The organism is Kitasatospora sp. NPDC002543, assembly GCF_053594915.1.
Genome location: NZ_JBSFWR010000006.1, coordinates 120,469 through 145,622, shown reverse-complemented (window position 1 = coordinate 145,622; position 25,154 = coordinate 120,469). Strand labels below are relative to the sequence as shown.

The 25,154-nt window shown below is 71.3% G+C and carries 23 protein-coding genes and 1 riboswitch; of the genes, 10 read left to right on the top strand and 13 right to left on the bottom strand.

The features are described 5' to 3' along the window. Positions 1-88: 88 nt before the first annotated feature. The 4 genes from ACWD4P_RS05005 to ACWD4P_RS04990 form a co-directional block, all read right to left on the bottom strand. The gene (locus ACWD4P_RS05005) at positions 89-1,858 is read right to left on the bottom strand and encodes an ABC transporter substrate-binding protein (protein WP_359821499.1); all 1,770 of its coding nucleotides are present in this window, start codon (positions 1,856-1,858) and stop codon (positions 89-91) included. A gap of 92 nt (positions 1,859-1,950) precedes the next feature. Then, positions 1,951-2,940, bottom strand: a complete 990-nt coding sequence (locus ACWD4P_RS05000) for an ABC transporter permease (protein ID WP_359821496.1) — start codon at positions 2,938-2,940, stop codon at positions 1,951-1,953. 445 nt (positions 2,941-3,385) lie between these two features. Beyond that, positions 3,386-4,309, bottom strand: a complete 924-nt coding sequence (locus ACWD4P_RS04995) for an enhanced serine sensitivity protein SseB C-terminal domain-containing protein (protein WP_359821495.1) — start codon at positions 4,307-4,309, stop codon at positions 3,386-3,388. A gap of 116 nt (positions 4,310-4,425) precedes the next feature. Then, on the bottom strand, positions 4,426-5,229 hold the full coding sequence (locus tag ACWD4P_RS04990; RefSeq protein ID WP_449778582.1) for an enhanced serine sensitivity protein SseB C-terminal domain-containing protein: 804 nt from the start codon (positions 5,227-5,229) through the stop codon (positions 4,426-4,428). Between the two features lie 209 nt (positions 5,230-5,438). After that, positions 5,439-5,540, top strand: a riboswitch (glycine riboswitch). A gap of 229 nt (positions 5,541-5,769) precedes the next feature. Here ACWD4P_RS04990 and gcvT point away from each other — a divergent pair. The 4 genes from gcvT to ACWD4P_RS04970 all read left to right on the top strand — a co-directional run bounded on the left by gcvT (position 5,770) and on the right by ACWD4P_RS04970 (position 10,262). Next, complete coding sequence (gene gcvT / locus ACWD4P_RS04985; RefSeq protein WP_359821490.1) at positions 5,770-6,891, top strand: glycine cleavage system aminomethyltransferase GcvT; 1,122 nt, start codon at positions 5,770-5,772, stop codon at positions 6,889-6,891. 112 nt (positions 6,892-7,003) lie between these two features. Further along, positions 7,004-7,378: a glycine cleavage system protein GcvH gene (gcvH, locus tag ACWD4P_RS04980; RefSeq protein ID WP_359821487.1), complete on the top strand. Its 375-nt coding sequence runs from the start codon at positions 7,004-7,006 to the stop codon at positions 7,376-7,378. A gap of 85 nt (positions 7,379-7,463) precedes the next feature. Then, entirely contained in the window at positions 7,464-8,732 is a 1,269-nt protein-coding gene (glyA, locus tag ACWD4P_RS04975; RefSeq protein ID WP_359821485.1) for a serine hydroxymethyltransferase, read from the top strand. Between the two features lie 162 nt (positions 8,733-8,894). Further along, complete coding sequence (locus ACWD4P_RS04970) at positions 8,895-10,262, top strand: L-serine ammonia-lyase (RefSeq protein ID WP_359821482.1); 1,368 nt, start codon at positions 8,895-8,897, stop codon at positions 10,260-10,262. Positions 10,263-10,404: 142 nt separating this feature from the next. Here ACWD4P_RS04970 and ACWD4P_RS04965 read toward each other — a convergent pair whose 3' ends face one another. Both ACWD4P_RS04965 and ACWD4P_RS04960 read right to left on the bottom strand, forming a co-directional pair. Then, positions 10,405-11,940 carry an MFS transporter gene (locus ACWD4P_RS04965; RefSeq protein ID WP_359821480.1) on the bottom strand — a complete coding sequence of 512 codons (1,536 nt, stop codon included), beginning with the start codon at positions 11,938-11,940 and terminating at the stop codon, positions 10,405-10,407. 28 nt (positions 11,941-11,968) lie between these two features. Next, on the bottom strand, positions 11,969-12,562 hold the full coding sequence (locus ACWD4P_RS04960; protein ID WP_449778581.1) for an NADPH-dependent FMN reductase: 594 nt from the start codon (positions 12,560-12,562) through the stop codon (positions 11,969-11,971). A 146-nt stretch (positions 12,563-12,708) separates the two neighbouring features. Between ACWD4P_RS04960 and ACWD4P_RS04955 the strand changes: the two genes are divergently transcribed. Then, entirely contained in the window at positions 12,709-13,458 is a 750-nt protein-coding gene (locus ACWD4P_RS04955) for a TetR/AcrR family transcriptional regulator (protein ID WP_449778580.1), read from the top strand. A 25-nt stretch (positions 13,459-13,483) separates the two neighbouring features. Here ACWD4P_RS04955 and ACWD4P_RS04950 read toward each other — a convergent pair whose 3' ends face one another. Together ACWD4P_RS04950 and ACWD4P_RS04945 are read right to left on the bottom strand one after the other, a co-directional pair. Then, complete coding sequence (locus ACWD4P_RS04950) at positions 13,484-14,257, bottom strand: class I SAM-dependent methyltransferase (protein ID WP_449778579.1); 774 nt, start codon at positions 14,255-14,257, stop codon at positions 13,484-13,486. Between the two features lie 90 nt (positions 14,258-14,347). Beyond that, entirely contained in the window at positions 14,348-15,289 is a 942-nt protein-coding gene (locus ACWD4P_RS04945; RefSeq protein ID WP_449778578.1) for a DMT family transporter, read from the bottom strand. Positions 15,290-15,615: 326 nt separating this feature from the next. Here ACWD4P_RS04945 and ACWD4P_RS04940 point away from each other — a divergent pair, with 326 nt between their 5' ends. Both ACWD4P_RS04940 and ACWD4P_RS04935 read left to right on the top strand, forming a co-directional pair. Beyond that, entirely contained in the window at positions 15,616-16,560 is a 945-nt protein-coding gene (locus ACWD4P_RS04940; RefSeq protein ID WP_449778577.1) for a trypsin-like serine peptidase, read from the top strand. 167 nt (positions 16,561-16,727) lie between these two features. Continuing rightward, entirely contained in the window at positions 16,728-18,005 is a 1,278-nt protein-coding gene (locus ACWD4P_RS04935) for a hypothetical protein (RefSeq protein ID WP_449778576.1), read from the top strand. Between the two features lie 21 nt (positions 18,006-18,026). On the opposite strand, the gene ACWD4P_RS04930 is transcribed toward ACWD4P_RS04935, so the two are convergent. From ACWD4P_RS04930 to ACWD4P_RS04920, 3 genes are all read right to left on the bottom strand, one after another. Next, on the bottom strand, positions 18,027-18,656 hold the full coding sequence (locus tag ACWD4P_RS04930) for an RloB family protein (protein WP_449778575.1): 630 nt from the start codon (positions 18,654-18,656) through the stop codon (positions 18,027-18,029). Further along, the gene (locus tag ACWD4P_RS04925) at positions 18,610-19,920 is read right to left on the bottom strand and encodes an AAA family ATPase (protein ID WP_449778574.1); all 1,311 of its coding nucleotides are present in this window, start codon (positions 19,918-19,920) and stop codon (positions 18,610-18,612) included. The genes ACWD4P_RS04930 and ACWD4P_RS04925 overlap by 47 nt, the downstream gene beginning before the upstream one ends. Positions 19,921-20,104: 184 nt before the next feature. Then, entirely contained in the window at positions 20,105-20,539 is a 435-nt protein-coding gene (locus ACWD4P_RS04920; RefSeq protein ID WP_359820219.1) for an ATP-binding protein, read from the bottom strand. 160 nt (positions 20,540-20,699) lie between these two features. On the opposite strand from ACWD4P_RS04920, the gene ACWD4P_RS04915 reads away from it, so the two are divergent. The 3 genes from ACWD4P_RS04915 (at position 20,700) to ACWD4P_RS04905 (ending at position 22,762) form a co-directional block, all read left to right on the top strand. Then, entirely contained in the window at positions 20,700-21,509 is an 810-nt protein-coding gene (locus ACWD4P_RS04915) for a helix-turn-helix domain-containing protein (protein WP_449778573.1), read from the top strand. Continuing rightward, a complete protein-coding gene (locus ACWD4P_RS04910; protein WP_449778572.1) occupies positions 21,506-21,706 on the top strand; it encodes a DUF397 domain-containing protein in 201 nt (66 codons plus the stop codon). The genes ACWD4P_RS04915 and ACWD4P_RS04910 overlap by 4 nt, the downstream gene beginning before the upstream one ends. Before the next feature lie 210 nt (positions 21,707-21,916). Beyond that, positions 21,917-22,762 (top strand): hypothetical protein, encoded by an 846-nt coding sequence (locus ACWD4P_RS04905; protein WP_449778571.1) that lies wholly within the window; start codon positions 21,917-21,919, stop codon positions 22,760-22,762. Positions 22,763-23,086: 324 nt separating this feature from the next. On the opposite strand, the gene ACWD4P_RS04900 is transcribed toward ACWD4P_RS04905, so the two are convergent. Next, on the bottom strand, positions 23,087-23,635 hold the full coding sequence (locus ACWD4P_RS04900; protein WP_449778570.1) for an ATP-binding protein: 549 nt from the start codon (positions 23,633-23,635) through the stop codon (positions 23,087-23,089). A 148-nt stretch (positions 23,636-23,783) separates the two neighbouring features. Continuing rightward, positions 23,784-25,037 carry a L,D-transpeptidase gene (locus ACWD4P_RS04895; protein ID WP_449778569.1) on the bottom strand — a complete coding sequence of 418 codons (1,254 nt, stop codon included), beginning with the start codon at positions 25,035-25,037 and terminating at the stop codon, positions 23,784-23,786. Between the last annotated feature and the right edge of the window lie 117 nt (positions 25,038-25,154).

Sequence of the window (25,154 nt, the reverse complement as noted above, 5' to 3'; positions counted from 1 at the left end):
CTCCGGCGGCCCGCCGCCGTCCGGGATCTTCCGGAGGGCGGCGGGCGCCGCTGCCTTCACCTGCCTTCAGGGATGCGGAGCCAGGCTCTTACTTGGTGCCGATGTTCAGGTAGTCGTACTCACCCGAGAACGCCGACGTGGAGACCATGTTGGTGGCGTTGTCCGGCCGGTACAGGAAGACCTTGAAGTAGGTCAGCGGCACGTAGACCGCCTGCTCCATGACCTTCTTGTCGATGTCGCCGTAGATCTTCTCGCGGGCCGCCTTGTCGGTGTTGATCGCGGAGTCGTCGATCAGCTTGTTGACCGCGGGGTCGTCCAGCTGCGCCAGGTTGTTGTTGCCGGACGGCTTGATGGTGCGGCCGTCGACGATCTGCTGGAGGAAGCCGAAGCCGGTCGGCCAGTCGGCGCCCCACTGCATCATCATCAGGCCGATGTTGTGCTCGGCCGCGAACTGCGGCGAGCCGGCGGCGTCCTGGAGGTACTTGCCCTGCGGGTACTGCTGGATCTCGGCGTTGATGCCGACCTTCTTCAGCGCGGCCTGGATCGAGGTGGCCGCGGCGACCTCGGTGGCGCGCTCGGTGCGGGCCGACAGGACGGTGTTGATGCCGCCCTCCTTGCCGCAGGCCTTCAGGGCTTCCTTGGCCTTGGCCTCGTCGCCCTTGTTGTCCTTGGTCTCGTACAGGTTGAAGTCCTGGTGGCCCGGGATGTCGGCCGGCAGGACGCTGTTGGCGATCTGGCCGCGGATCGGGCCGCCGAGCGCGGTCTGCACGGAGACCTTGTCGACCGCGTACTGCACGGCCTTGCGGCACTCGATGTTGTCGAACGGCGCGATCTTGGAGTTGATCGCCATGTAGACCAGGCGGCCGCCGTAGGCGTTGTCGGTGTTGGCCTTCAGCTTGGGGTTCTGGAGGATCTGCGCCTGGGTCTGCGGGTCGACGCCGCCGCCCACCAGGTCGACCTGGGCGTTGCCGGCCAGCAGGTCCTTGTCGATGGTGGCCTGGTCGATGTTCATCCTGAGCAGGATCTTGTCCGCGAGCTGCTTGCGGATCGGGTCGGTGCTCGGGTCCCAGTTGGTGTTCGGGACCAGGACGGCCTGCTTGCCGTCCTCGTAGGACTCGAACTTGTAGGAGCCGGAGGAGACGATCTTCTTCACGTAGTCCGAGCCGGTGTCCTTGGCCTGCGGGACGGGCGCGGTCTGCGGGGCGCTGACCAGGTAGTCGAAGTCGGCGAAGGGGTGCTTCAGGTGGAAGACGATCGTGGTGTCGTCCGGCGTCTCGATCGAGTCGAGGCCGCCGTCCTTGTCCTTGTACGGGCCGGCGTACGGCGTGGCGTTGTCCACCAGGTGCTCGCGGAAGTAGACCGGGCCGTTGGAGTTGACGTCCAGCGCGTAGTTCGAGCGCTCGATGGCGTACTTGACGTCCTTCGCGGAGATCGCGCTGCCGTCGTCGTACTTCAGGCCCTTGCGCAGCTTGTACGTCCAGGTGAGGCCGTCCGGGCTGACCTGGCCCATCGACTCGGCGAGGTCGGGGACGAGCTTGTTGCCCGCGTCGCCCGGCGCCGGGTTGAAGGTGGTGAGCGAACGGGCGTACAGACGCGAGAAGTTGTAGATGTACGCGTAGTACGTGTTGCCCGGGTCGAGCGAGTCCGGGGTGCCCTTCATCTCGAAGGTCACCGTCCCGCCCTTCTTGTCCGAGGCGTTGACGACGCCCTTGGTGGCGGCGTTGGCGCCGGAGCCGCCCTCGGCGGCGCCGGAGGAGGACGAGGAGGAGCCGCCCTTCGACGAGCTGGTGCAGCCGGTGACGACCAGGACCGCGGCGGCGGCCGCAGCGGTCAGGGCGACGGTACGGGACCTGCGCATGGGTGAGATCAACCCCTTGGGGAGGTGGAGGAGGTGTCGAGGGTCCTGACGCGGGGTCAGTCGATCGTGCGTTGCTGACGGGTGACGCGTGGTCAGTTGTTCTTGGGATCGAGGGCGTCGCGCAGGCCGTCGCCGAGCAGGTTGAAGGCGAGCACGGTCACGAAGATCGCCAGGCCGGGGACCACCATGTACTGGGGGTCCACCTGGTAGTACCGGATCGCGTCCTGGAGCATCCCGCCCCAGGAGGCCTGGGGCGGCTGGATGCCGACGCCGAGGAAGCTCAGCCCCGCCTCGAAGAGGATGTTGGTCGGGATCAGCAGCGTCGAGTAGACCAGGATCGGACCGACCAGGTTGGGCAGCAGTTCCTTGAACAGGATGAACGGACCGCGGGCACCCAGGCTGCGGGCGGCGTGGACGAACTCCCGCTCGCGCAGCGAGAGGGTCTGGCCGCGCACGATCCGGCCCATGTAGGGCCAGTTGAAGAAGCCGATCACGAAGATCAGCACCAGCATGTGCAGCGGCAGGCCGTGCAGGCCGAACGCCCCGCCCTGCAGCGAGGTCGAGATCGCGATGGCGAAGAGCAGCAGCGGGAACGCCAGGAAGACGTCCATCACCCGGCTGATCAGGGTGTCCACCCAGCCGCCGTAGTAGCCGGCCATGATGCCGAGCACGGTGCCGATGGTGTTGGACAGCAGGGTCGCGCCGAAGGCGACCAGCAGGGAGACCCAGGAGCCCTCGATGACGCGGGTGAGCAGGTCACGGCCCTGGAGCGGGTCGATGCCGAGCGGGTGGTCCCAGCTCATGCCGCCCCAGTCGCCGAACGGCAGGCCACCGAGGTCGGCGTCCAGGAGGTCCTGGTGGAGGGCGTCCGGGTCGAGCCCGAACATCGACTCGATCGGCTTGGCCAGCACGGCGAGCAGGATCAGCAGGATCACCACGATGCCGCCGGCGACGGCGGCCTTGTCCCGCTTGAAGCGGGTCCAGGCGATCTGGCCGAGGGAGCGGCCCTCGATCTTCTTGGCCGGGCTGGCGGCGGCGGGTGCCTCCGGTTCGTTCCCGGCGGTGGTCACGGATGCGGTCATGGTCAGTTGGTCCCCTCGCCGACGGTGGCCGGCCCACGGGTGCCGGTCGCCGGCTTCGGCGGTGCGGCTGCGGACGTGCGGAAGTGCTTAGGAGGAGCGGGTGTTGACGGCAGTGCGTCGTGCACAGGCACTGCCACCACGCGGGATGGGCGTCGCGTGGACGGGCTGTCGGCGTACGCGCTCACCTTTGTGGGGTTCCAGCACGCGCGGTGCGTTGCGCAGAACTCTCTGCCATCCGAACTGGCTTGCGCCAGCCCTGCCAACCGACAGATGCCCAACTGTGATCTGTGTGCATGCACCTCCCCGATCTCTGGCATATACCTCTTCACATGGCTGTAACTGCCATGTCAAGATGACCGGGTCGCACTTCAGGAAATTCGTCCGGAAAGCATCGAAGCCGACTTGATGGACAATCAAGTCGGCTTCGGGGAATGAGTTTTGGCAATCAGCGCCCGGGGTAGCCGGGCCAGGGCCGCTGCGGTTGCTGCTGCCAGCCCTGCGCCGGCGGCTGGGTTCCGTACGCGTAGCCCGGCATCGACTGGCCGGGGTAGGGCGGCGGGGGCACCGGCGGGTAGGGGCCCGTCGGCGGTCGGCCCGCCTCCCGGTCGAAGAACGGCCGGGCGTTGGCGCGCATCCACAGCGCCACCGGGTCGTACTCGTCCGACATCGCCACCGTGGACACCGCGAGCCCCTCCGGGGCCACCGCGATCGCGCGCTGCATCAGCGCCCGCACCGCCTCCACGGCCGGCGGCGAACTCTCGTACAGGTCAAGGCCGATGGCCAGGTACGGCTCGCCCACCGCGGGCTGCACCCAGGCCCGGCGCAGCGCCCGTACCGCGCGCACCTCGACGGCCTGCCGCTCCAGCAGCGCGAAGAACGGCTGGGCGTTCAACTGCGGCTCGCTCAGCTTCAACGGGCCCGCCGGCAGCCGGTCCAGGCCGGCAGCGATCCGCCGCAGGTCGGCCCAGGGCACCCCGACGCCTCCGCCGGGCGCGTGCGGATTGAGCCACAGGCCCCAGCGGGTGCGGTACAGCGAGGCCGCGATCTCCCGGCCGGAGATGACCTCGTGGGCCCGGGCCCAGCCGGAGGAGGTCAGCTGTTCGGACGAGGTGACGGCGGGCGCGTAGCCGTGGCCGCTGATCTCCATGTTCCCGTACTGCGCGTCCGGGCTGCCCGGGGTGCCGTGCCACAGCAGCATCCAGACCTGGCCGTCCGCCAGCGCGTGCAGCAGCCGCTCGTACGCGTCGTAGCGCTCCGGCGCGACATCGCGCAGGGCGCGCTCCAACGCGCCGGGATCAGCTCCCGGGCGCCCGGCCGGTGCCTGGCCCCAGGCCCCCGGCACACCGCCCGCTCCCGTTCCCGCACTCATGCGCCCACCTCGCCGCGCCTCTTTCCCTCAACCCGCCGGCCCGTCGGCCGTCTGCACGCACCCTATGGCGCGGCACCGGCCACCGCCACGGCGACGTGCCTTTGATCCGGACCCGCTCAGGCCCGCGTATAGAACGGCAGTACCCGGGTGAGCAGCCACTCGACCACCGGGTCGTCGGCGAGGTCGAGCAGTACGAGGTGGACGCCGCCGGGCAGCGGCGCGGTTCCCAGCGCTCGGCCGAGCGCGTCGTTCACCGCGGCCGGGTCGGCCGGGGCCGCCGGGTCCAACTGGACGCCCACGAACATCACGGTCGGCTCGCCCTCGATGCTGGCCAGCGCCCTGCGCGCGGTCAGCACCCCGGGCAGTGCCGACAGTTCGCCCCGGCAGGCGGCCAGGAAGTGCTCCGGGTCCTCGCCCGGCACCGGCTCGCGCAGCGCCACCCGCCCGCCGGTCGGTGCCGAGGCGTCCCCGGCCGACTCCCAGCGGTCCTCGCGCGGACCGCGGCGCAGCTCGGCGACGCCCTGCGGCGGCACCGGGATGCCCACCGCCGCGTCCGGGTTCACCGCGATGCCCACGCCCAGCGGCAGTCCGCGGGCGAACTCCCACACCGGGGCGATCGCGAAGGCCATCCCCGGCGCCTGCTGGAGGAACACCTCCTGGGAGGAGAACACCGGCACGTACGGGTCCCCGCCCAGCTCGACGGTCGGCAGGTCCAGCGCCTGCCCCTGCGGGTCGGCCCCGGCCGGCAGCGGCACCCAGACCTGACTGCGGGCCAGCACCTCGATCACCCGTGCCGTCGCGCCCGGATCGCCCAGGGCCGCGGTCAGCACCTGCTCCAGCTCGTTGGCCGGCCACGAGCCGCCCGCCGGCGCCTCGTCCGCTCCGCCCCACCCCTGCTGCTGCTCCACCGGGTACCCCATGCGCCGCCGATTCCGCCCTCTGCCGGTCGGCCGCCCTCTGCTGCGCCGACGCGCAGCAGTCTAGAGGCGAGGGGGGTGTGGGGTCAGGACTCGTGTTCGGGTCCGGCCGATGTGACCGGGTCCCCTCTCCCCTCCCGCTCCGGGACGTGCCATGATGTGCCCGTCCGACGGCATGCGCCGCGGGCCCCACCAACTCCATACCGGCCGCTCGAACCCGCGCGGGAGAGCCCGGAGTGCCGTTCAGGCACAGCCGGCGCCGAAGGAGCAAGTCCTCCCCGGAATCTCTCAGGCACCCCTACCGCACGGGTTAGGCACATCTGGAAAGCGGCGCCCGGCCCTGTCGTGCGCCCACCCACGGTGCAAGCCGCCATGCTGTCCCCCAAGCTGGAAACGGCTGCGGGCGGCGGGCGGTGAAGCTCTCAGGTTCGACGACAGATGGGGAGACCCACGCCGCCGCATGCCCGCGCGCAGGGTCGGCCCCGTTTCGGGTCCGGTCCGGCGCGTGCACCCCTGAGTGCCCCGACCGAGGAGTTCCTGGCCATGTCGTCCCTCCGCCTGACCGCGCTCGACGCGCTGCACCGCGCCCTCGGCGCGACCATGACCGACTTCGCCGGCTGGGACATGCCGCTGCGCTACGGCAGCGAGCGCGAGGAGCACCTCGCCGTCCGCACCAAGGCCGGCCTGTTCGACCTCTCCCACATGGGCGAGATCACCGTCACCGGCCCGCAGGCCGGCGAGATGCTGGACCACGCGCTGGTCGGCTTCGTCTCCGCGCTGGGCGAGCTGCGCGCCCGCTACACCATGATCTGTGCCGAGGACGGCGGCATCCTGGACGACCTGATCGTCTACCGCCTGCGCGAGGACGCCTTCCTGGTCGTCGCCAACGCCTCCAACGCCCAGCTGGTCCTCGACGAGCTGATCGCCCGTGCCAAGGGCTTCGACGCCGTCGTCACCGACGACCGCGACACCTACGCGCTGATCGCCGTCCAGGGCCCGGAGGCCACCGGCATCCTGGCCGGGACCACCGACGCCGACCTGCCCGGGCTGAAGTACTACGCGATCCTCCCGGCCAAGGTGGCCGGCCGCGACGTGCTGCTCGCCCGCACCGGCTACACCGGCGAGGACGGCTTCGAGATCTTCTGCCACCCGGTCGACGCCGAGCCGGTCTGGCAGGCGCTGACCGCCGCCGGCGAGGGCCGGGGCCTGATCCCCTGCGGCCTGTCCTGCCGCGACACGCTGCGCCTGGAGGCCGGCATGCCGCTGTACGGGCACGAGCTGTCCACCGACCTGACCCCGTTCGACGCGGGCCTGGGCCGGGTCGTGCGCTTCGACAAGACCACCAACGAGGGCGCCTTCGTCGGCCGCAAGGCGCTGGAGCAGGCCGCCGCCGCGGCCGAGACCAACCCGCCGAAGAAGCTGGTCGGCCTGGTCTCCGACGGCAAGCGGGTGCCGCGCGCCGAGTACACCGTGGTCTCCACCGAGGGCGAGCCGATCGGCCGGATCACCTCCGGCGCGCCGTCCCCGACCCTGGGCCGGCCGATCGCGATGGCCTACGTCGACGCCGCCCACGCGGAGCCCGGCACCACCGTCGCGGTGGACGTCCGCGGCAAGCACGAGCCCGTCCAGGTCGTGGCGCTGCCGTTCTACAAGCGCGCCCGCTGAGCCCACGCCCCGAGCCTCCGCAGGGCCCCGGTTTTCCCATACACGCACGTCGCAGCCGTCCGCGCGGCGGCCCGCTTCGTCGTACCCGCTTCCCATCCTGGAGAATGACGCCATGAGCAACCCCCAGCACCTGCAGTACACCAAGGAGCACGAGTGGCTGACGGCCGCCGAGGACGGTGTCTCCACGATCGGCATCACCGAGCACGCCGCCACCGCGCTCGGTGACATCGTCTACGTGCAGCTGCCCGCGGTCGGCGACACCGTGACCGCCGGGGAGACCTGTGGCGAGCTGGAGTCCACCAAGTCGGTCAGCGACCTGTTCTCCCCCGTGACCGGCGAGGTCGTCGAGATCAACCAGGACGTCGTCGACGACCCGGCGTCCGTGAACGCGGACCCGTTCGGGAACGCCTGGCTGATCAAGGTGCGCGTCGAGGCCACCGACACCCTGCTCAGCGCGGACGAGTACACCGCCTTCATCGGCGGCTGAGACACCTGACCGGGGCGGCCTCCGCGCGGCGGCCGCCCCGCCCCAGCCGCGGCCCCCTTTCCACCTCCACCGGGAAGACCACACCATGACGGTTCTCAACCAGTCCCTGCACGCCCTCGACCCGGAGATCGCCGCCGCGGTCGACGCCGAGCTGCACCGCCAGCAGACCACCCTGGAGATGATCGCCTCCGAGAACTTCGCCCCGGTGGCGGTCATGGAGGCCCAGGGCTCGGTGCTCACCAACAAGTACGCGGAGGGCTACCCCGGCCGCCGCTACTACGGCGGCTGCGAGCACGTCGACGTGGTCGAGCAGATCGCGATCGACCGCATCAAGGCCCTGTTCGGCGCCGAGCACGCCAACGTCCAGCCGCACTCGGGCGCGCAGGCCAACGCCGCCGCGATGTTCGCGCTGATCCAGCCGGGCGACACCATCCTGGGCCTGAGCCTGGCCCACGGCGGTCACCTGACCCACGGCATGAAGATCAACTTCTCCGGCAAGCTCTACAACGTGGCCGCGTACCACGTGGACGAGAAGACCGGCCAGGTCGACATGGCCGAGGTCGAGCGCCTCGCCAAGGAGCACCAGCCGAAGCTGATCATCGCCGGCTGGTCGGCCTACCCGCGTCAGCTCGACTTCGCCGCGTTCCGGCGGGTCGCCGACGAGGTCGGCGCGCTGCTCATGGTGGACATGGCGCACTTCGCCGGCCTGGTGGCCGCCGGGCTGCACCCGAACCCGGTCCCCTACGCGGACGTGGTCACCACCACCACCCACAAGACCCTGGGCGGCCCGCGCGGCGGCGTCATCCTGTCCAAGGCCGAGTACGCCAAGAAGATCAACTCCGCGGTCTTCCCCGGCCAGCAGGGCGGCCCGCTGGAGCACGTGATCGCCGGCAAGGCGGTCGCCTTCAAGGTCGCGGCCTCGGAGGAGTTCAAGGAGCGCCAGCAGCGCACCCTGGACGGCGCCCGCATCCTCGCCGAGCGCCTGCTCCAGGCCGACGTGGCCGAGGCCGGCGCCAGCGTGCTGTCCGGCGGCACCGACGTCCACCTGGTCCTGGTCGACCTGCGCAACAGCCAGCTCGACGGCCAGCAGGCCGAGGACCGCCTCCACGAGGTCGGCATCACCGTCAACCGCAACGCGATCCCGAACGACCCGCGTCCGCCGATGGTCACCTCGGGCCTGCGCATCGGCACCCCGGCCCTGGCCACCCGCGGCTTCCAGGCCGAGGACTTCAGCGAGGTCGCCGACATCATCGCCGAGGCGCTCAAGCCCGCCTTCGACGAGACCGTCGCCGCCGCGCTGAAGGCCCGGGTCGCCGCCCTGGCCGAGAAGTACCCGCTGTACCCGAACCTCTGATCACTCCGGTGATCGTTCGGGCGGGGTGACCGGCCTCACCCCTCCGGCGTTCCTGGCGCCCCGGGGCACCGCGCACACTGGACAGTGCGCGCGGTGCCCCGTCCCGTGTCGGCCCCTCCCTGCCCGCAAGTCCTTCCACGAGACCAGACAAGGACGTCCCCCGTGGCCATCAGCGTCTTCGACCTCTTCTCCATCGGCATCGGCCCGTCGAGCTCCCACACCGTGGGCCCGATGCGCGCCGCCCGGATGTTCGCCCGCCGACTGCGCACCGAGGGCCTGCTGGACGGGGTGACGGGCGTGCGTGCGGAGCTGTACGGCTCGCTCGGCGCCACCGGCCACGGCCACGGCACCCCGAAGGCCGTCCTGCTGGGCCTGGAGAACGCCTCGCCCCGCACCGTCGACGTCGACCAGGCCGACAAGGACGTCGAGCGGATCCTCGCCGAGAAGCGGATCAACCTGCTCGGCGAGCACAGCATCGACTTCGACCCGGACACCCAGCTGGTCCTGCACCGCCGCCGCTCGCTGCCGTACCACGCCAACGGGATGACCCTGTGGGCGTACGCGGCGGACGGCTCGACCCTGCTGGAGAAGACCTACTACTCGGTCGGCGGCGGCTTCGTCGTGGACGAGGACGCGATCGGCGCGGACCGGGTCAAGCCCGACGACACCGCGCTGAAGTACCCCTTCCGCACCGGTGACGAGCTGCTGCGGCTCAGCCGGGAGACCGGGCTGTCCATCTCCGGCCTGATGCTGGAGAACGAGAAGGCCTGGCGCAGCGAGGAGGAGATCCGGACCGGTCTGCTGGAGATCTGGTCCGTGATGCAGGAGTGCGTGCGGGCCGGCATGTCCCGCGAGGGGATCCTGCCGGGCGGGCTGAAGGTCCGCCGCCGGGCCGCGTCCGGCGCCCGTGCCCTGCGCGCCGAGGGCATCGGGCCGGCCAACGCGATGGAGTGGGTGACCCTCTACGCGATGGCGGTCAACGAGGAGAACGCCTCCGGCCGCCGGGTCGTCACCGCGCCGACCAACGGCGCCGCCGGGATCATCCCGGCCGTCCTGCACTACTACCTGAACTTCATCCCGGGCGCCGACGACGACGGCATCGTCCGCTTCCTGCTCGCGGCCGGCGCCATCGGCATGCTCTTCAAGGAGAACGCCTCCATCTCCGGCGCCGAGGTCGGCTGCCAGGGCGAGGTCGGCTCCGCCTGCTCGATGGCCGCGGGCGGCCTCGCCGAGGTCCTCGGCGGCACCCCCGAGCAGGTCGAGAACGCCGCCGAGATCGGCATCGAGCACAACCTCGGCCTCACCTGCGACCCGGTCGGCGGCCTGGTCCAGATCCCCTGCATCGAGCGCAACGGCATGGCCTCGGTCAAGGCCGTCACCGCGGCCCGGATGGCTCTGCGCGGCGACGGCCGGCACCACGTCTCGCTGGACAAGGCGATCAAGACGATGAAGGAGACCGGCGCCGACATGAAGATCAAGTACAAGGAGACCTCGCGCGGCGGCCTCGCCGTGAACGTCATCGAGTGCTGATCCCGGCAGCCTGACGGCCCCCGGCGGAGTCCTGCTCCGCCGGGGGCCGCCGTGTCTCCCCCGTCCCCCCGTCCCCCGTCCCCCCGTTCCCTCGCGGTCCCCCGCGATCCCCGCGGTCCCCCGCGATCCCCCGTGGGTCCTCTCAGGCCCCTGCCTCCACCCGGGGCCCGGCGGCGGCCTCCGCCGGCTCCTGCGGCGCCGGCCGCTGCGGGCGGGCCAGGAGGGCGACCGCCGCGGCCGCCGCGGCCAGCACCGCGCCTCCCGCGGCCGTGCCGTGCACCCCGCCGGTGACCGCGGCCCCGACGGCGTCCCGGACCCCGCCCGGGAGCCCGGCGAGGGCCGACGGCGTCAGGGCGCCGCCGGTGAGGCGGCCGGCGTCCTCGGCGCCCAGGTGCTCCGCGAGCGAGCCGGTGAGCCGCGCCGAGTAGACCGCGCCGAGCACGGCCATGCCCAGCGAGCCGCCGATGCTCCGCAACAGCGTCACCACGCCCATCGCCGCGCCCATGTCCTGCGGCGGCACGGTGCCCATCGAGGTCAGCAGGGTGCTCTGGGTCAGCAGGCCGATCCCGACCCCGGCGACGGCGGTGAGCGCCGAGCCGAGGGCCACCGGCGTACCGGGGCCGAGGAGCAGGAGCAGGGCGGACCCGGCGAAGGCCAGCACCCCGCCGAGCAGCGGGTAGCGCCGCTCGCCGCCGGGCCGGCCCATCAGCCGCGCCGTCACCAGCTGGGTGGCCATCATGCCGAGCATCAGCGGCAGCAGGAGCAGCCCGCCGACGGTGGGCGAGACGCCCTGGACGAACTGGAAGTACTGCGGCAGGTAGCCGATCAGGGCGAGCATGATCGCCCCGGACAGGAAGGCGAGCACCTGCGCGACCGTGAAGTTGCGGACGCGGAACAGCGCGGGCGGGATCAGCGGCCCGGGGGCGCGCAGCTCGGTCCGGACGAACCAGGCCACCGCGACCACCGCGACGGCCGCCGCGCCGAGCAGCTGCGGGGAGGTCCAGGAGTAGGCCACCCCGCCCCAGGTACCGACCAGGGTGAGCGCGGTGATTCCGGTGGTCAGCAGGACGACCCCGGTCCAGTCGAACGGCGCGCGCACCCGCTCGGTGCGCAGCCGCACCCCGACACCGACCGCGAGCAGGGCGAACAGCCCGATCGGCAGGTTGACGTAGAAGGCCCAGCGCCAGCTGAGACGTTCGGTGAGCAGGCCGCCGAGCAGCGGTCCGCCGACGAAGGCGACCGGCATCAGCACGCCGATCACGGACTGCACCCGGGCCCGGTCGCCGGGCGGGACGAGCACCCCGATCACGGAGAGCGCGCCGACCATCAGCCCGCCCGCGCCGATCCCCTGGAGGCCCCGGAAGACCACCAGCTGCGCCATGGACTGGGCGAGCCCGGAGAGCACCGAGCCCGCGAGGAACACCACCACCGACCACTGATACGCGCCCTTGCGCCCGTACAGGTCGCCGAGCCGGCCCCAGATCGGGGTGGTGGCGGCGGAGGTCAGCAGGTAGGCGGTGAGGGCCCAGGAGAGGTGCTCCAGCCCGCCGAGGTCACCGACGACGGTGGGCAGTGCGGTGCTGATGATCTCCCCGTCGAGGGCCGCGAGGAAGATGCCGAGCATCAGCCCGACCACGCCGGTCAGCGGCGGCTTGGGCCTGGCCTCGGGCGGTTCCACGACCACGGTCCTTCCCCCTCCCCCGGGCTCAGGCCGCGAACGGGCGGGCCTGCCGGGCCTCCCGCAACGCCCGTGCCCACCAGTCGAGTTGGTCCAGCATCGCCTTGGCGGCGGCGTCGGCGGCCGGGTCGAGCGCCCCGCCCTCGGCGTCGAAGCACTGCGCGGCGCCGTGGAAGCTGACCGTGTTGCGGATCGTCGCGGCGTTCAACTCGGCCATCACCACCCGGAGTTGCTCGACGGCGCGGAGGCCGCCGGAGCGGCCGCCGTACGAGACGAAGGCGACCGGCTTGCCGTGCCACTGCTGGTTGTGCCAGTCGATGGCGTTCTTCAGCGAGGCCGGGAAGCTGTGGTTGTACTCCGGCACGACGATCACGAAGGCGTCGGCCGCCTCCAGCCGGGGCGATACGGCGGCCAGCAGCTCGGCGTCGCCCGGGGGCAGTTCGCCGCCGAAGGACGGGAAGACGACCGGCAGCGGGGTCTCCACCAGGTCGATCCGGTCGACGGCCGTGCCGCCGCGTGCGTCGAGGTGGCGGATCAGCCAGTCGGCCACCACCGGGCCGAACCGGCCCGCGCGGGTGCTGCCGACGAGGACGGCGACCTTCGGGCTCTGCTCCGTGGACATGGGGGTCCCCCTCCGGGACAGGTGATGTGTACGGCGTATCGCTGCGAATACAACGTACACATCAACGCGTACGCCGTCCACAGCCGATACGCCGTACACTTCAGCTGCTAGGCTGCGAACCACCCCAGTCGGAAGGAGCCCGCCCCGTGCCCGCTCAGCAGGCCCCCGCCGGGGACACCGCCGGCGACGACAAGCCCCCGGTCTCGCTCTGGGAACGCCTGGAACGCCCGGCCCCCGCGCCCCGCACCACGCTCACCCCGCACCGGATCGCCGAGGCCGCGGTCGCCCTCGCCGACGCCGAGGGCCTGGACGCCGTCACCATGCGCCGACTCGCGGCGGAACTCGGCGTCGCCCCGATGGCCGCCTACCGGTACGTCACCGGCAAGGACGAACTCATCGAGCTGATGGTCGACTTCGTCTACGGCCGGCTCCCGCTGGACGCCCCCGCCGAAGGCTGGCGGGACACCATGCGCGCCCTGGCCGTCCACCTGCGGGCCATGCACCTCGCCCACCCGTGGACCGTCCGGGCCGCGACCCCGTTCTCCCTCGGCCCCAACCAGCTCGCCGTCCCCGAGCGCGCGCTCTCCGCCCTGGCCGAACACGGCCTGGACGCCGACACCACCATGGCGGTGTTCCGCACCGTCACCGGCTACGTCCACGGCTCCGTCGCCGCCGAGGTCACCCTGGAGGCCCTGCGCCGCGAGCGCGGCTGGACCGACGGCGACCAGACCCGCGCCGCCCTCGCCCCCCGGATGACCTGGCTGATGGGCACCGGCCGCTACCCCGCCTACCAGCGCTACCTCCACGAGGCCACCCGCAAGGACGACCCCGACTGGCAGTTCACCACCGGCCTCGACTGCGTCCTCGACGGCATCGCCGCCCACTTCGGCCTCTGACCGGCCCGCCCCTCGCGCGGGGGCGCTACCCCTGCGGGCGCTCGCCCGCGATGACCAGCCGGTACCCGTAGTCCACGCTCTCCCGGTCGAGCAGGTCGGCGTACCGCCGGTGCCACTCCCCCGAGGCGAGGTCGGCCCGCAGCCGCCCGATCGCCGGCTCCACCACCTCCGGCGGCAGCGTCGCGAAGGTCGAACTGGCCTGCCGGACGACCGGGTCGAGGTAGAGCTCGGGCCTCCGCCAGTAGGCGGCCTGGTAGCCGTCGGTGAAGTCGTACGGGACGGGGAACGGCAGCACGGTGTGGGCGTCCAGGGCCTCCACCACCGCGGCGAGCGGGGTGAAGCGGCCGTCCTCCAGCTGCCGGATCTCCGGCAGGTAGTCCTCCATCAGCCACAGTTGCGGCCGGTGCGCCGGATCCCAGGTGAACACCACTTGCCGCCGGGCGACCCGCCGCAGCTCGGCGAGCCCCTGCCGCAGGTCGGGCCAGTGGTGGACGGTCAGCACGGCCATCGCCGCGTCGAACGCCCCGTCCGCGAAGGGGAGCCGCGAGGCCGACGCCCTGACCTTCCGCCGCCCCGGGTGCTGGTCGAGCATGACCCCCGACGGGTCGACGGCCGTCACCTCGGCGTCCTCCGGCTCGTACGACCCCGCCCCCGCCCCGACGTTGACCACCGTGCGCGCACCCCGCAGCGCGGCCCCGATCAGCGCGTGCAACCGCGGGTCCGGCCGCCTGATCCGCCGGTACCCGACACCGATCCGGTCGTACGCCGCCGGTCGGACCTCGTTCTCCAGGTGTCCCATCCGGTCAGCCCAGCAAACGGGAGCGGCGACGGCAACCGGTTCGCCCGATCGCGCGGGAAGTCGGCCGGTCCGACTTCCCGCGCGGGCGTGCTAGGGCCGGGCCGGGAGGGCGAGGACGGCCAGGCCGGCGGCGAGGACGGCGAGGCCGCACCAGGAGACCGCGGGCAGCCGCTCGCCGAGGGCCGCGACGCCGAGGACGGCGGCGACGGCGGGCTCGGCGAGGGTGAGGGTGGTGGCCGTCCGGGCGGTGGTGTGCCGCAGGCCGCGGCCGAACAGCCAGTACGCGAGGAACGTGGTGACCACGGCGAGGTGCAGGACGATTCCGGCTCCCCGCGCCGTGGCGAGCCACGCCGGCTCACCGGCGAGCAGCACCGGCAGGACGATCAGCGCCCCGCCGCCGAACATCGCGCCCATCACCCCGCCCGAGGGGTGTCCGGCGGCGATCAGCCGGCCGCCGATCAGCGAGTACACGGCGTAGGAGAGCCCGGACAGTGCCGCGAGCAGCACTCCCAGCGGGTCCACCGCCGTGCCGTTCCCGGCGAGTTCGGGGCCGAGCACCAGGACCGTGCAGCCGAGCACGGCGAGTGCCGTGGCCCCGGTCCACCGCCCGCCGGGCCGTCCTTGCCGGGCGAGCAGGCCGAGCAGCCCGGTGAAGACGGGCGCGCTGCCGAGGGCGATCACGGTGGCCACGGCGACGCCCGTACGGCTGACCGCCGGGTAGAAGGTCAGCGGGTAGCCCGCCACCGCGACGGCCCCGGCCGCGAGCAGCCACCGTTCGCGCGGCGCGCACGCCCGGGGCAGCACTCGCGCGGAGCGGTCGGTGAGGAACAGCAGCAGTCCGCCGAACACCAGCCCGGCGGCCCCGATCCCGGCTGCCGGGGCGCCCGCGGGCGCCAGCGAGCTAGCCGTCCCGGTGGTGCCCCAGAGGACGGCGGCGATCAGGATGGGCGGCGCGCCACCGCCGGAGCGGGCGCGGGCGCGGCGGGGGCGCGTGGGCAGGGTGCGGGCAGGTGAGGACGAGCGATTCGGCACAGTCGTGAACTTCCGTCGTCGAAGACCGTCAGGGAGGGGGTTTCGAGAACGGGCGCACGCCGTCGGCCCGCGGCGGCCGCCATCGGGCCGAGCCGGGGTCGTGGGGGGTCAAGCCACCGTCGGGTGCGCCCGGTCAGGCGCTGAGCGGTGGCAGGACGACGTGCCAGTACAGGTTCACGCCCCGATGGTACCCACGGCCCGCGTGAGAAGTCGGCGGGCCCGACTTCTCGCGCGGCTCCGGTCGTTGATGCGTCCTTGACTCGATGTATACCTGCCGCTTCCACCGTGACGGGAGAGCACGTCCCCCAGCGGAAGGAAGAACCCCCATGCGCATGCACGGTCTCCTCGCGGCAGTCGTGGTGTCGACGGCGGCCCTCGGCCTGGCCGCACCGGCCCCGGCCGCCACCCGGAGCACGGACACGACCGCGGCCACGGACACGGCTGCGACCGCCAAGCCGATCGAGAAGGTCAGCGGCCTGAGCCACGTCCTGATCAACCCGGCGAACGCCGCCGACACCACCTGGAACCCGGAGCCGAGCTCGCTCGGCGGCCGGCCGCTGACCCTCCACGCGACCGCGCCCACCGTCGGCGCCGGGGCCGGCGCCAAGGCCGACGCGAAGGCCGCCGACAGCCCGATGGCCGCCGCCAAGGCGAGCGTCTGGGGCACCACCGGCCGGCTGCTCACCGGGGGTGGCGTCTGCACCGCCAATGTCGTCTCCAGTGCCAACCGCGACGTCATCGCCACCGCCCGACACTGCGTGGAGGGCGGGCACGACTTCCAGTTCGCCCCCAACTACGACGCGGGCAACGCCCCCTACGGCTGGTGGACCTGGCGTTCGGCCGTCTGGGTCACCACGCCCGCCCCGCAGGGCGACATCGCCTTCATCGTGCTGAACACCAAGGACGGCCGGCACATCGCGGACGTCGTCGGCTCCACCGGCATCGGCTTCAACCGGGACATCAACAACTACGCGCACATCATCGGCATCCCCGGGGTGGTCCCGGCCACGAAGGAGCACGCCCTGTGGTGCGGCGGCCAGCCGGTGGCCGGCCCGGAACAGCCGTCGACCGCGCGGATCGACAACTGCATCGGCCTGGGCGGGGGTGCCAGCGGCGGGCCGTTCATCGTGGACTACGACCAGAACGACGGTTCGGCCGTGCAGACCGGCGACTTCGTCACGGGTGACAGCTGGCAGGGCAAGTGGTGGGCGGTGAGCGCCTACTACCGCGACGACGCCTACAACGCCTTCAACGGGGCGCAGCACTCCTGACCGCCCGCCCCACGCGCCCCCGGGAGGCCGCTCCGCCCCTCCCGGGGGCGCGCCCGCTCACCCGTGCAACCACTCGGCGGCCGGTCCGGCGCCTCGGCCGGTAGCGGAACGTCGAGCGCCCCCTACGCTGAGTGTCGGCCCCGTCGGCTCACCGGAAGGACCCGCTCGTGCGCCGTTCCCGCCTCGCGCTGTCCCTGGCCCTGACCGTCGTGATCGCCTCCGGCCTGATGGCCGTCGACGTCGCGCGGGACGAGCCGTACCTGTCCGTGAGCCTGCCGGTGCTCCGCGATCCGGAGGCCCAGCAGCTGCTTCACCGCATGACGGACCCGGTGCAGGACTGGGTGGAGTCCGGGGATCCGGCGGCGGCGGGCTACGCCGGGACGGTGATCGACGCGGCGAACCAGCACGCCGACGTCTACTGGAAGGGCGAGGCCCCGGCCCGGGTCCGCGCACTGCTCGACGCGAACGCCGCGGCCGCCGCGAACGGTGCGAGCGCCGGCCCCGGCTACAGCGTGGACGTCCACCGGAGCCCGTACTCGCGGGCGGAGATGCGCGCCGCGATCGACCGGTTCACCGCCGCCGTGGAGCGCGACGCGTGGACGTCGATCGGCCCGCAGGAGGACGGCACCGCCATCGCGATCACCTACGAGCCGGCGAAGGCGAAGCGGCTGACCGGCGGTGAGGCGACCGTGCAGGCCTACTCCTCGCAGGCCGCCGAGATCGCCGGGATGCCGGTGACGGCCAGCGTGGAGGGAACGCCGGTCGCGCTGTCCGGCAGCCGGCACTCCGACAGCGCGCCGTACTACGCGGGCGCCGAGGTGAGCACCGGGAAGGCGTCGTTCTGCTCGACGGCGTTCAGCGGCTGGAAGGGCGGGACGAAGGTGGTGCTGACCGCCGCGCACTGCGGCGGCGGCCGGTACTACAACGGCACCGGGAGCTACATCGGCGACCTGTCCTCGGTCGGGGACGGCCTGGACGTCGGCATGATCGCCGTCAACGGGAGCGGCGGCGGCCGGTTCTACGACGGCGCGTGGTCGGACGGGGGCGGGTCGTCCCGGCACACGTACGGCGCCGGACGGAACAACGTCGGGGACCTGGTCTGCCTGAGCGGCGCCCAGTCGGGGTGGAAGTGCGACGTGCGGATCAAGCGGGTCGACGTGGAGACGAAGAACGACGAGGGCACGAGGATCAAGCCGGTGGACGTCGCGGAGTCGAAGGGCGGGGACCGCCGGGCGATCGCGGCGAAGGGCGACAGCGGCGGCCCGGCGGTCGCGAACCCGTCCGGCCCGAACGGCGACATGGAGGCCCGCGGCGTGATCGTGGCGGCGAGGTCCGAGGTCGCCTGCCCGGCCGGGTCGACGGCGCACCCGACCACCTGCTACTCCCAGGTGCTGTACGTGCCGATGACCCCGGTGGTGAACACGATGGGCTTCTCTCTCTCCTGACCCAGCGGGCCCGGAGCGCCCTCACCGCTCCGCCTCGCCACCTCCGATGGCGAGCGCGAGCCTCCACATGCCGGTGGACGGAGCGACCTCGTGCTCCGTCCCCGATTCGGCCAGTCGCTTCGCCCGCCCCGAAGCCAACCGCCAGTTCGGCTCGTAATGGTCGAAGTTCATGCCGGTCTTCTTGTATCCGGCCGGAAAGTGCCTCTCAAGATCCGGCAGGAGTTCCTTGAACGAATGAACCGGTCGGCGGTAGTCCCCGAAATGGAGCAGGAGCCAGACCTCGAAGCAGGGATTGGAGAACACCACCTCGATGCTCCTCTTCCTCGCCTCGGCTGCGACCTGCCCCAGGTTTTCGAATTCGTCGACGTCGAGGACACACCACACCTCGTCGTACTCACCGCCGGCCTGGTCGCGCAGGAGATCCGCGCGATCGACGACCTGGGCGGGAGACTTCGGATGCTCGCATATCTTCACGGAGACCGCAGAATTCCGAGTCCGGGACTTCAGCCCCTGAATGTAGTCGCTCTCGGTCACCTCCGCACCGCAGACCACCAGCAGTCGCTGCTTCGACTCCCGGTACGCCGACCGCCGGGTCAGTGAGGTATCAAAAGAGGGACGCTTGCGTCCGCTCGGCTTCGCCGCCCTGGCCATTTTGGTCCCCCCGCGCTGCCACAGCGCTGGCAAAATTGTCGTCGATGTACGGCACGCCGCCGTAGCTCCCGCCGAGGTACCGCCGTTCGCGGTTCTCCTCCTGGCGCGGTTTGAAGTCGGCGAGTGCGAACAGCTCCGTCTCGCCGTGCTCGTTCTTCTCCACGAACCAGACCTGGTCCCGCCGCAGGATCTCCTCCCCGCCGACTCGGCCGAGCAGGCTGGCGTCGTGCGAGGTGAAGATCAGCTGAGCACCATTGGGGTTGGTCGAGGGATTCTGAAATAGCCCGATCAGGCGCGCGGTCAGAATCGGATGGAGGCTCGAGTCGATTTCGTCCACCACGAAAGTCCCGCCGCGGCGGAGTACCGCAGTGAAGAGAGGTGCCTGACGCAGCAGCGCCTGTGTTCCCTCGGACTCCTCGGAGATATCCATCTTGACGATTCCGTCGCGCCCGCGATGCCCTATCCAGGGGCGGCGGATCTCACGCGGCCCTCGCTCTTCGAGCTCTTCCAGCATTCGCGGCGGGATGCGCGAGCCGTACCGCTTCCGCAGCTCCTCCTCGTCGAGCAGCACACGCTCGGTGCCGCATTCCGTGATCCCGAGGTCTGCGGCCCGCAGCAGCTCGATGAGCTCGGGATGGCGATCGAGATTCTCAAGGAACCGCGTCGTACCCAGCATGCCCATGCGCCGCCCGAACAGGAGACTCCGGGCGAACCAGTCGTACACGGGGCGGAAGTCGTCCTGCCGGGAGCGTGCCGCAAGGGACATGAAGAGGACGTTGGGTTCGGTGATGTTCTCGACGAGCTCCAGTTCCCGCCGGTGCTGCGAGTCACCGATCTCCAACCCGTCGGCCGAACGCTCGAAGATCTTGCGCTTCCTGCCATGGGGAAAGCTGTGCAGCCACTCGTCGACCACTCGCTCGTCGTCCACGCTGAACCCGTAGGTGTAGCGGATCCCGCCGATCAGCAGGTCCGCCACGTACCAGGACGGTTCCCCGCGCGCCGCCTCTTCGAGACGGAAGGGCTGCCGGGCCACACCACCGTCCGGCTCCGCGTCACGGTGCGAGTCGACGACCATCTTGGTCATGTACGCCAGGGCATCGAGCACGTTCGACTTGCCGGCCGCGTTGGCCCCGAAGATGCCCGCCACAGGGACCGCTTCCCAACGCGTCCCCGGTGGCCTGTCCGCGTCGTAGACCGAGTAGAGCTGGAGTGCTTGCTCGTCTCTGATCGAGCGGTGGTTCGCGACCCTGAAGTTCAGCAACATCTGTGATCCCCCCTTCGCGGGATGTCAGGCCTTTCTGCGCAAGTCAATCGCGCAATCAGGCCTTCGGCAAGCCTGAACAGGCCGCCCCGTGCCGGTGGGATCCCCGGGGCTCCACGCACCGAGGGCCCGGGATCGGCGCAGGAAGTCGGCGGGCTCGACTTCCTGCGCGACAGGTAGGGCCGGGTCAGCCGTGGGGGTTGGCGGGGGTGGGGAGGGCGAGTTCGCACCAGACGGTCTTGCCGATGTAGTCGTCGCCCCGGAGGTGGGCGCCCCAGGAGGTGGCGAGGGCGGCGACGAGGGCCAGGCCCCGTCCGGACTCGTCGGCGGGCGTGGCGTCCCGGAGGGTCGGGAGGTCGGAGTTGGCGTCGGAGACCTCGATCCGCAGGAGGGAGGGGGTGGGGAGGAGGACGCGCACGCCGATCATCCGGTCACGCGGGCCACGGGCGTGCCGGCAGGCGTTGGTGACGAGCTCGCTGAGGAGGATCAGGGCGGTCTCGGCGGAGTCCACGGGCACCTCCCACTCGAAGGCCTGCCGGATGAAGCGGATCCGGGCGCGGCCGGCGCTGCGGGGGAGGCGGGGGAACATCCACTCGACGAGGTCGGCGGGCTGAGTGAGCATCAGAGTCCTTGGTGGGGTGTACGGACGGCTTCACTCGGGAGGGCTGAGTTCGGCCATTTCACCCTTCAAGCGTCGGCAGGCGGGCATAGCCTCAGCAGTAACGCCGCATGTACAGACGGAGAGTGACCGCCCTGTACCAGAGCAAGGAGGGGGCGGGGCCGTGAGCACGCCGAAGGAGAACCCGATGTCGTGGAAGTACTGCGGCGATCAGATCAAGCGGTGGCGCCAACGGACAGGAGTGACGCGGGAACAGCTGAGCCAGGCGGCCAGCTACGACATCGAGAGCGTGAGGTCGATGGAGGCCGGGAGGCGGCGGCCGACACTCAAGGTGCTTCAGGCAGCGGATGAGTTGTGCGGCGCGCAGGGGATGTTGGTGGCGGCTCATCCATACCTGACACCGGAGCCAAGGCCCGCACGCAGCGACGTCTACTTCGATGTCGAGAAGGAGGCAGTTGCCATCTACTTCTACGAGGCCCTCCACATCCCAGGCATGCTGCAGACCGAGGCCTACGCCAGGACGATTCTCAGCCACCACGTACCGCCCGTGGACAGCACTACTGTTGAAGAGAGGCTGGCACTCCGCCTCAAGCGGCAAGAGAGGCTCGTGGAGCCCGGGATGCTGTTCAGCTTCACCATCTACGAAGCAGCCCTCCACACCTTCATCGGCGGCAGGGAAGTCATGCGGGAGCAGCTCCACCGGCTGCTTGAGTTCGAGAACTCACTCAGCGTCCGGATCCAGCTCGTACCTACTGGCCAGGTACTCCCCTCCGGCCTCTCGGGATCTCTAATCGTCTTGGAAACGATCGAAAATGAGCAGTATGCGTATGTTGAGACGCATGAAACGAACGCACTCCACTCCGAACCCCGAATCGTGGGCAAGCTCAATCGGCGCCACGCAATGATCCGCGCACAGGCCCTGAATACGCGGGAATCAGCACAGCTCATCCGAAAGACACTGGAGCACCTATGAACACCATCGTGCCGTGGTTCCGTTCTAGCTACAGCGACTACAACGGCGGCAACTGCGTCGAGGTCGCCTCTTCCCCCTCCACCGTCCACGTCCGGGACTCCAAGGACAAGGCCGGCCCGACCCTCGCCTTCTCCCCCGAGGCCTGGTCCGCCTTCGTCTCGTTCGCCTCCGAAGCTCAAGCCGCGCAGGCCGAGTGACCCTCAATGGAACGGGTGGGCAACCACCTTCCAACCACCCCTGCAACCAGCACATATGACTTATCGTCACGACTACACCGCAGCCGGTTTCCCCGTGTAGCGTGCGCAGCAACGAAACAACCCCCGCCGGTGCGCCAACACCGAACGGGGGTCTGACCGGCACGATCGAAATGCGAGCTCGATCCTGTGGCTACCCACAACCCTACCGCCATGGCCGCCCCCGGGTACGGCAAGCAGTCCGCCCCGGAGCAACTCCCCCGCTCCGCATCCGACTTCTCCCACCTCCCGGCCCGCGAGGCGTACCTCGCCTCGATCATCGACCACCTCCCCGACGGTGCCGCGATGGACGTGAAGACCCTCGCCGTCCTCCAGCCCCACTACGGGCAGATGGCCTGCCGCACGGCCCTCAACCGGCTCTCCGCCGCAGGTCACCTGCGTCGCGTCCGGGAGCGCATCGCCGCCAAGGACTGCCGCTGGGTGTTCCGCACCTACTTCTCCCGTACGCCCCGTTCGGATGCCTGGTGGGCCCGTGTCCTCACCACCGGCGAGGCGTCAACGCCCGCCGCCCCCGATCCCCCCGACGAGCGAACGCGCAACCGGACGCCCCTCCCCTCGGCCGCCTACGCCGCCCTCGCCGGCCTGGGCCTCGCCGACCCCCGCCTCGCGCTCTCGGCCGCCGACTGCACCGCCCTCGAACCGCTGGCCGCCGAGTGGCTGGCCCGGGGCGCCACCCCGGCCCTCTTCACGGCCGCCCTCACGGCGGGCCTCCCGCCGGACGTCCACAGCCCGGCCGCCCTCACGCGTCACCGCCTGCTCGACAAGATGCCCCCGGAACGCCCGCCGCAGCCGGACCACCCGGCCCGGGTCCTCGAATGCACGGCCTGCCGCGCCCCCTGCCGCCCGCACGCCCTCCTCGGCGGCCTCTGCCGCGCCTGCCGCAGCGGCACCCCGACGCCCCCGGCGCCTTCGCCGCCCCGCTCCCGGCTCTCCCCCGCCACCGTGCGCGCCCATGCCGCCCGAGCCCGTGAAGCCATGGTCACATCGCCGCGATTGTGAATATTCACAGGCGGCAGCGTTAACCTATGCAAAATCCAAAGGTGAACTAGATAACAAACCTTGCAATCAAAGACACCCGGTTTGCCCGCATGCTGAGATTCGTGCGATAGTCAGAGCAGCCCAACGGCGGGCGAGACAGCGCGCCGACCTGGGCCGATGACTTCGGCGGGCCCGACCTGGCACTGCCGACGCCCATCGCGCGGCACGCACCCCCTTGGCCGGCGCGATGACTTGCAGGGGCCCCCATCCGCCGGACCACGGCGAATCCGGGGGCCCCGCGTGTTTTCCGGGCCCTCGCGATGACCGGGGAGGGCCACAGACCCCTCAGGGCCGCTCGCGCACCTTCAGCTCGAACCAGACGCCCTTGCCCCGCGGCAGCAGGTCCGCGCCCCAGCGGTCGGCCAGGTCGTCGACGATCCGCAGCCCCCGCCCGCGCTCGTTCACCGGCGTCGCCTCCGCGAGGATCATGCACGGCAGCGCCCGCGAGGAGTCCCGGACCTCGATCCGGAGCCACCCGGGCTTGCGGCTGACGTGCAGGCCGATGGTGCGCCCGGCCGCGTGCCGCACGGCGTTGCTCACCAGCTCACTGGTGAGCAGTTCCCCGGCCTCCAGGTGCTGGTGGAGGCCCCAGGACTCCAGGACGGAGAGCACCAGCCTGCGGGACACCGGGCCGGACTCGGACCGGGACGGGAGCCGTACCTCGTTGGGTGCCGACGGGTCGCGGAGTCTGCCGGAGTACAGCTCTTCCAGCTCCTCGGAGGTGAGCCGCTCCAGTGCCGTGAGCCCACCGCCCCGGACGTCGATCCACGACGCCTCGGCCACCACTCCGGCCCCGGGAACCAATGACTGATCTGCTTCGCCCCAACCCGCCATGCGGACCATCATTGCGGAACGCAAGCAGCCGCGTACGGACAATGAGCAAACGATCTCTTCGCGTCGGCATATGCCGGATGCAAGAAGGGGCCTCCCGGGCCGACTTCCGTCAAGCCCCGGTTGACCCCTTCCCCGGCTCAGCAGCCGGTTACCAGCTGCCCCACGGCACGTTCCAACCGCTCAGCCCGTTCGACGGGTCGAGCGTCTCCTTCCTCGTGGAGTTCTTCACGACCATCACGTCGCCGACCAGCGAACCGTCGTAGAACTTGCCCATCGAGGTGTTGGAGCCGCCGCCCTCGACGTCCTTGAGGCCCACGCAGCCGTGGCTGACGTTGTCCTCGCCGAAGGTGCTGCTCTTGCTCCAGTAGTTGCCGTGCACGTACGTGCCGGAGTCGGTGAGCCGCATCGAGTGCGGGACCTGGAGGTCGTACGGCGCGCCGGTCATCCCGGGCAGGGTGCTGGACTGCATCCGCACCACGCCCTCCTTGGACATGACCACCATCGTCCCGTTCCAGGTGGGGTGTTCGGGTGCGCCGGCGCTGATGTCGATCTCGTTCGTCTGACCAGCAGATACGACCGTCATCTTGTGTGCGGCGGCGTCAACCGTCGAAACCTGGGACCGCCCGATCGTGAAGGGCTCGTCCCGGTCCGTGCCGTACACCCCGGGGGCGATCTCGACGCTCTTGAGCCGGTAGTGCACGACCACCTTGGTGTCCGGCGCCCAGTACTGCTCCGGACGGAAGTCCAGCCGGCGGTCGCCGAACCAATGCCCCCTGACCACGGTGCCGTTGGTGGTCTCGAAGGTGATCCCCCGGGCGACCTCGTCCTTGTTCTTCACGTCCTTGCCGAAGGCCACCGAGACGATCATGCCGACGCCGTACGTCGCGCCGTCGTCCACGTTGTCCGAGGCCTTGGCGAGCGCCGTCGGGGTCAGCGTGGAGAAGTCGCTGTCCGCCGTGGCGACCGCGCCGTCGGCGTCCGCGGCCATCGCGCTGACCCGGTAGGCGGTGCCGACCTCCAGCCCGGCCGCCGGGGTCCAGGAGGAGCCGTCGGCGGAGATGGTGCCGGGGACCTCCTTGCCCGTCCTGTCGTTCACCTTGACGGTGGTGAGCCTGCCCCCGGTCGCACCGATCTTCAGCGCGTTCGGCGCGACGTCCACCGAACCGGCCTTGGGCTCGATGTTCACGGCGGCCTTGGAGACCTTCGGCACCGTGCTGCCGGGCACCGCCGAGGACACCGTCGAGGGCACCGCCGCGGGCTTGGCGCTCGCCGCACCGGCCCCCAGATCGGCCTTCGCGGCACTCCCCCCGCCGCCGCCCCCGTTCCCCCCGCCGCAGGCGGCCGTCAGCGCCATCGCCCCGCCGACCAGACCGACCGCCACCACTCCGCGTATCGACCTCACGCCGATCCCTCCCTCAAACCCCGTAGTCCCCGTGGATCCGACGGACCCGACCGCTCGACGCGCCCGGCCACCGGAAAGGTTGCGCCATGCGTGGGGCTCGCCGCCCCGGAAACCGCA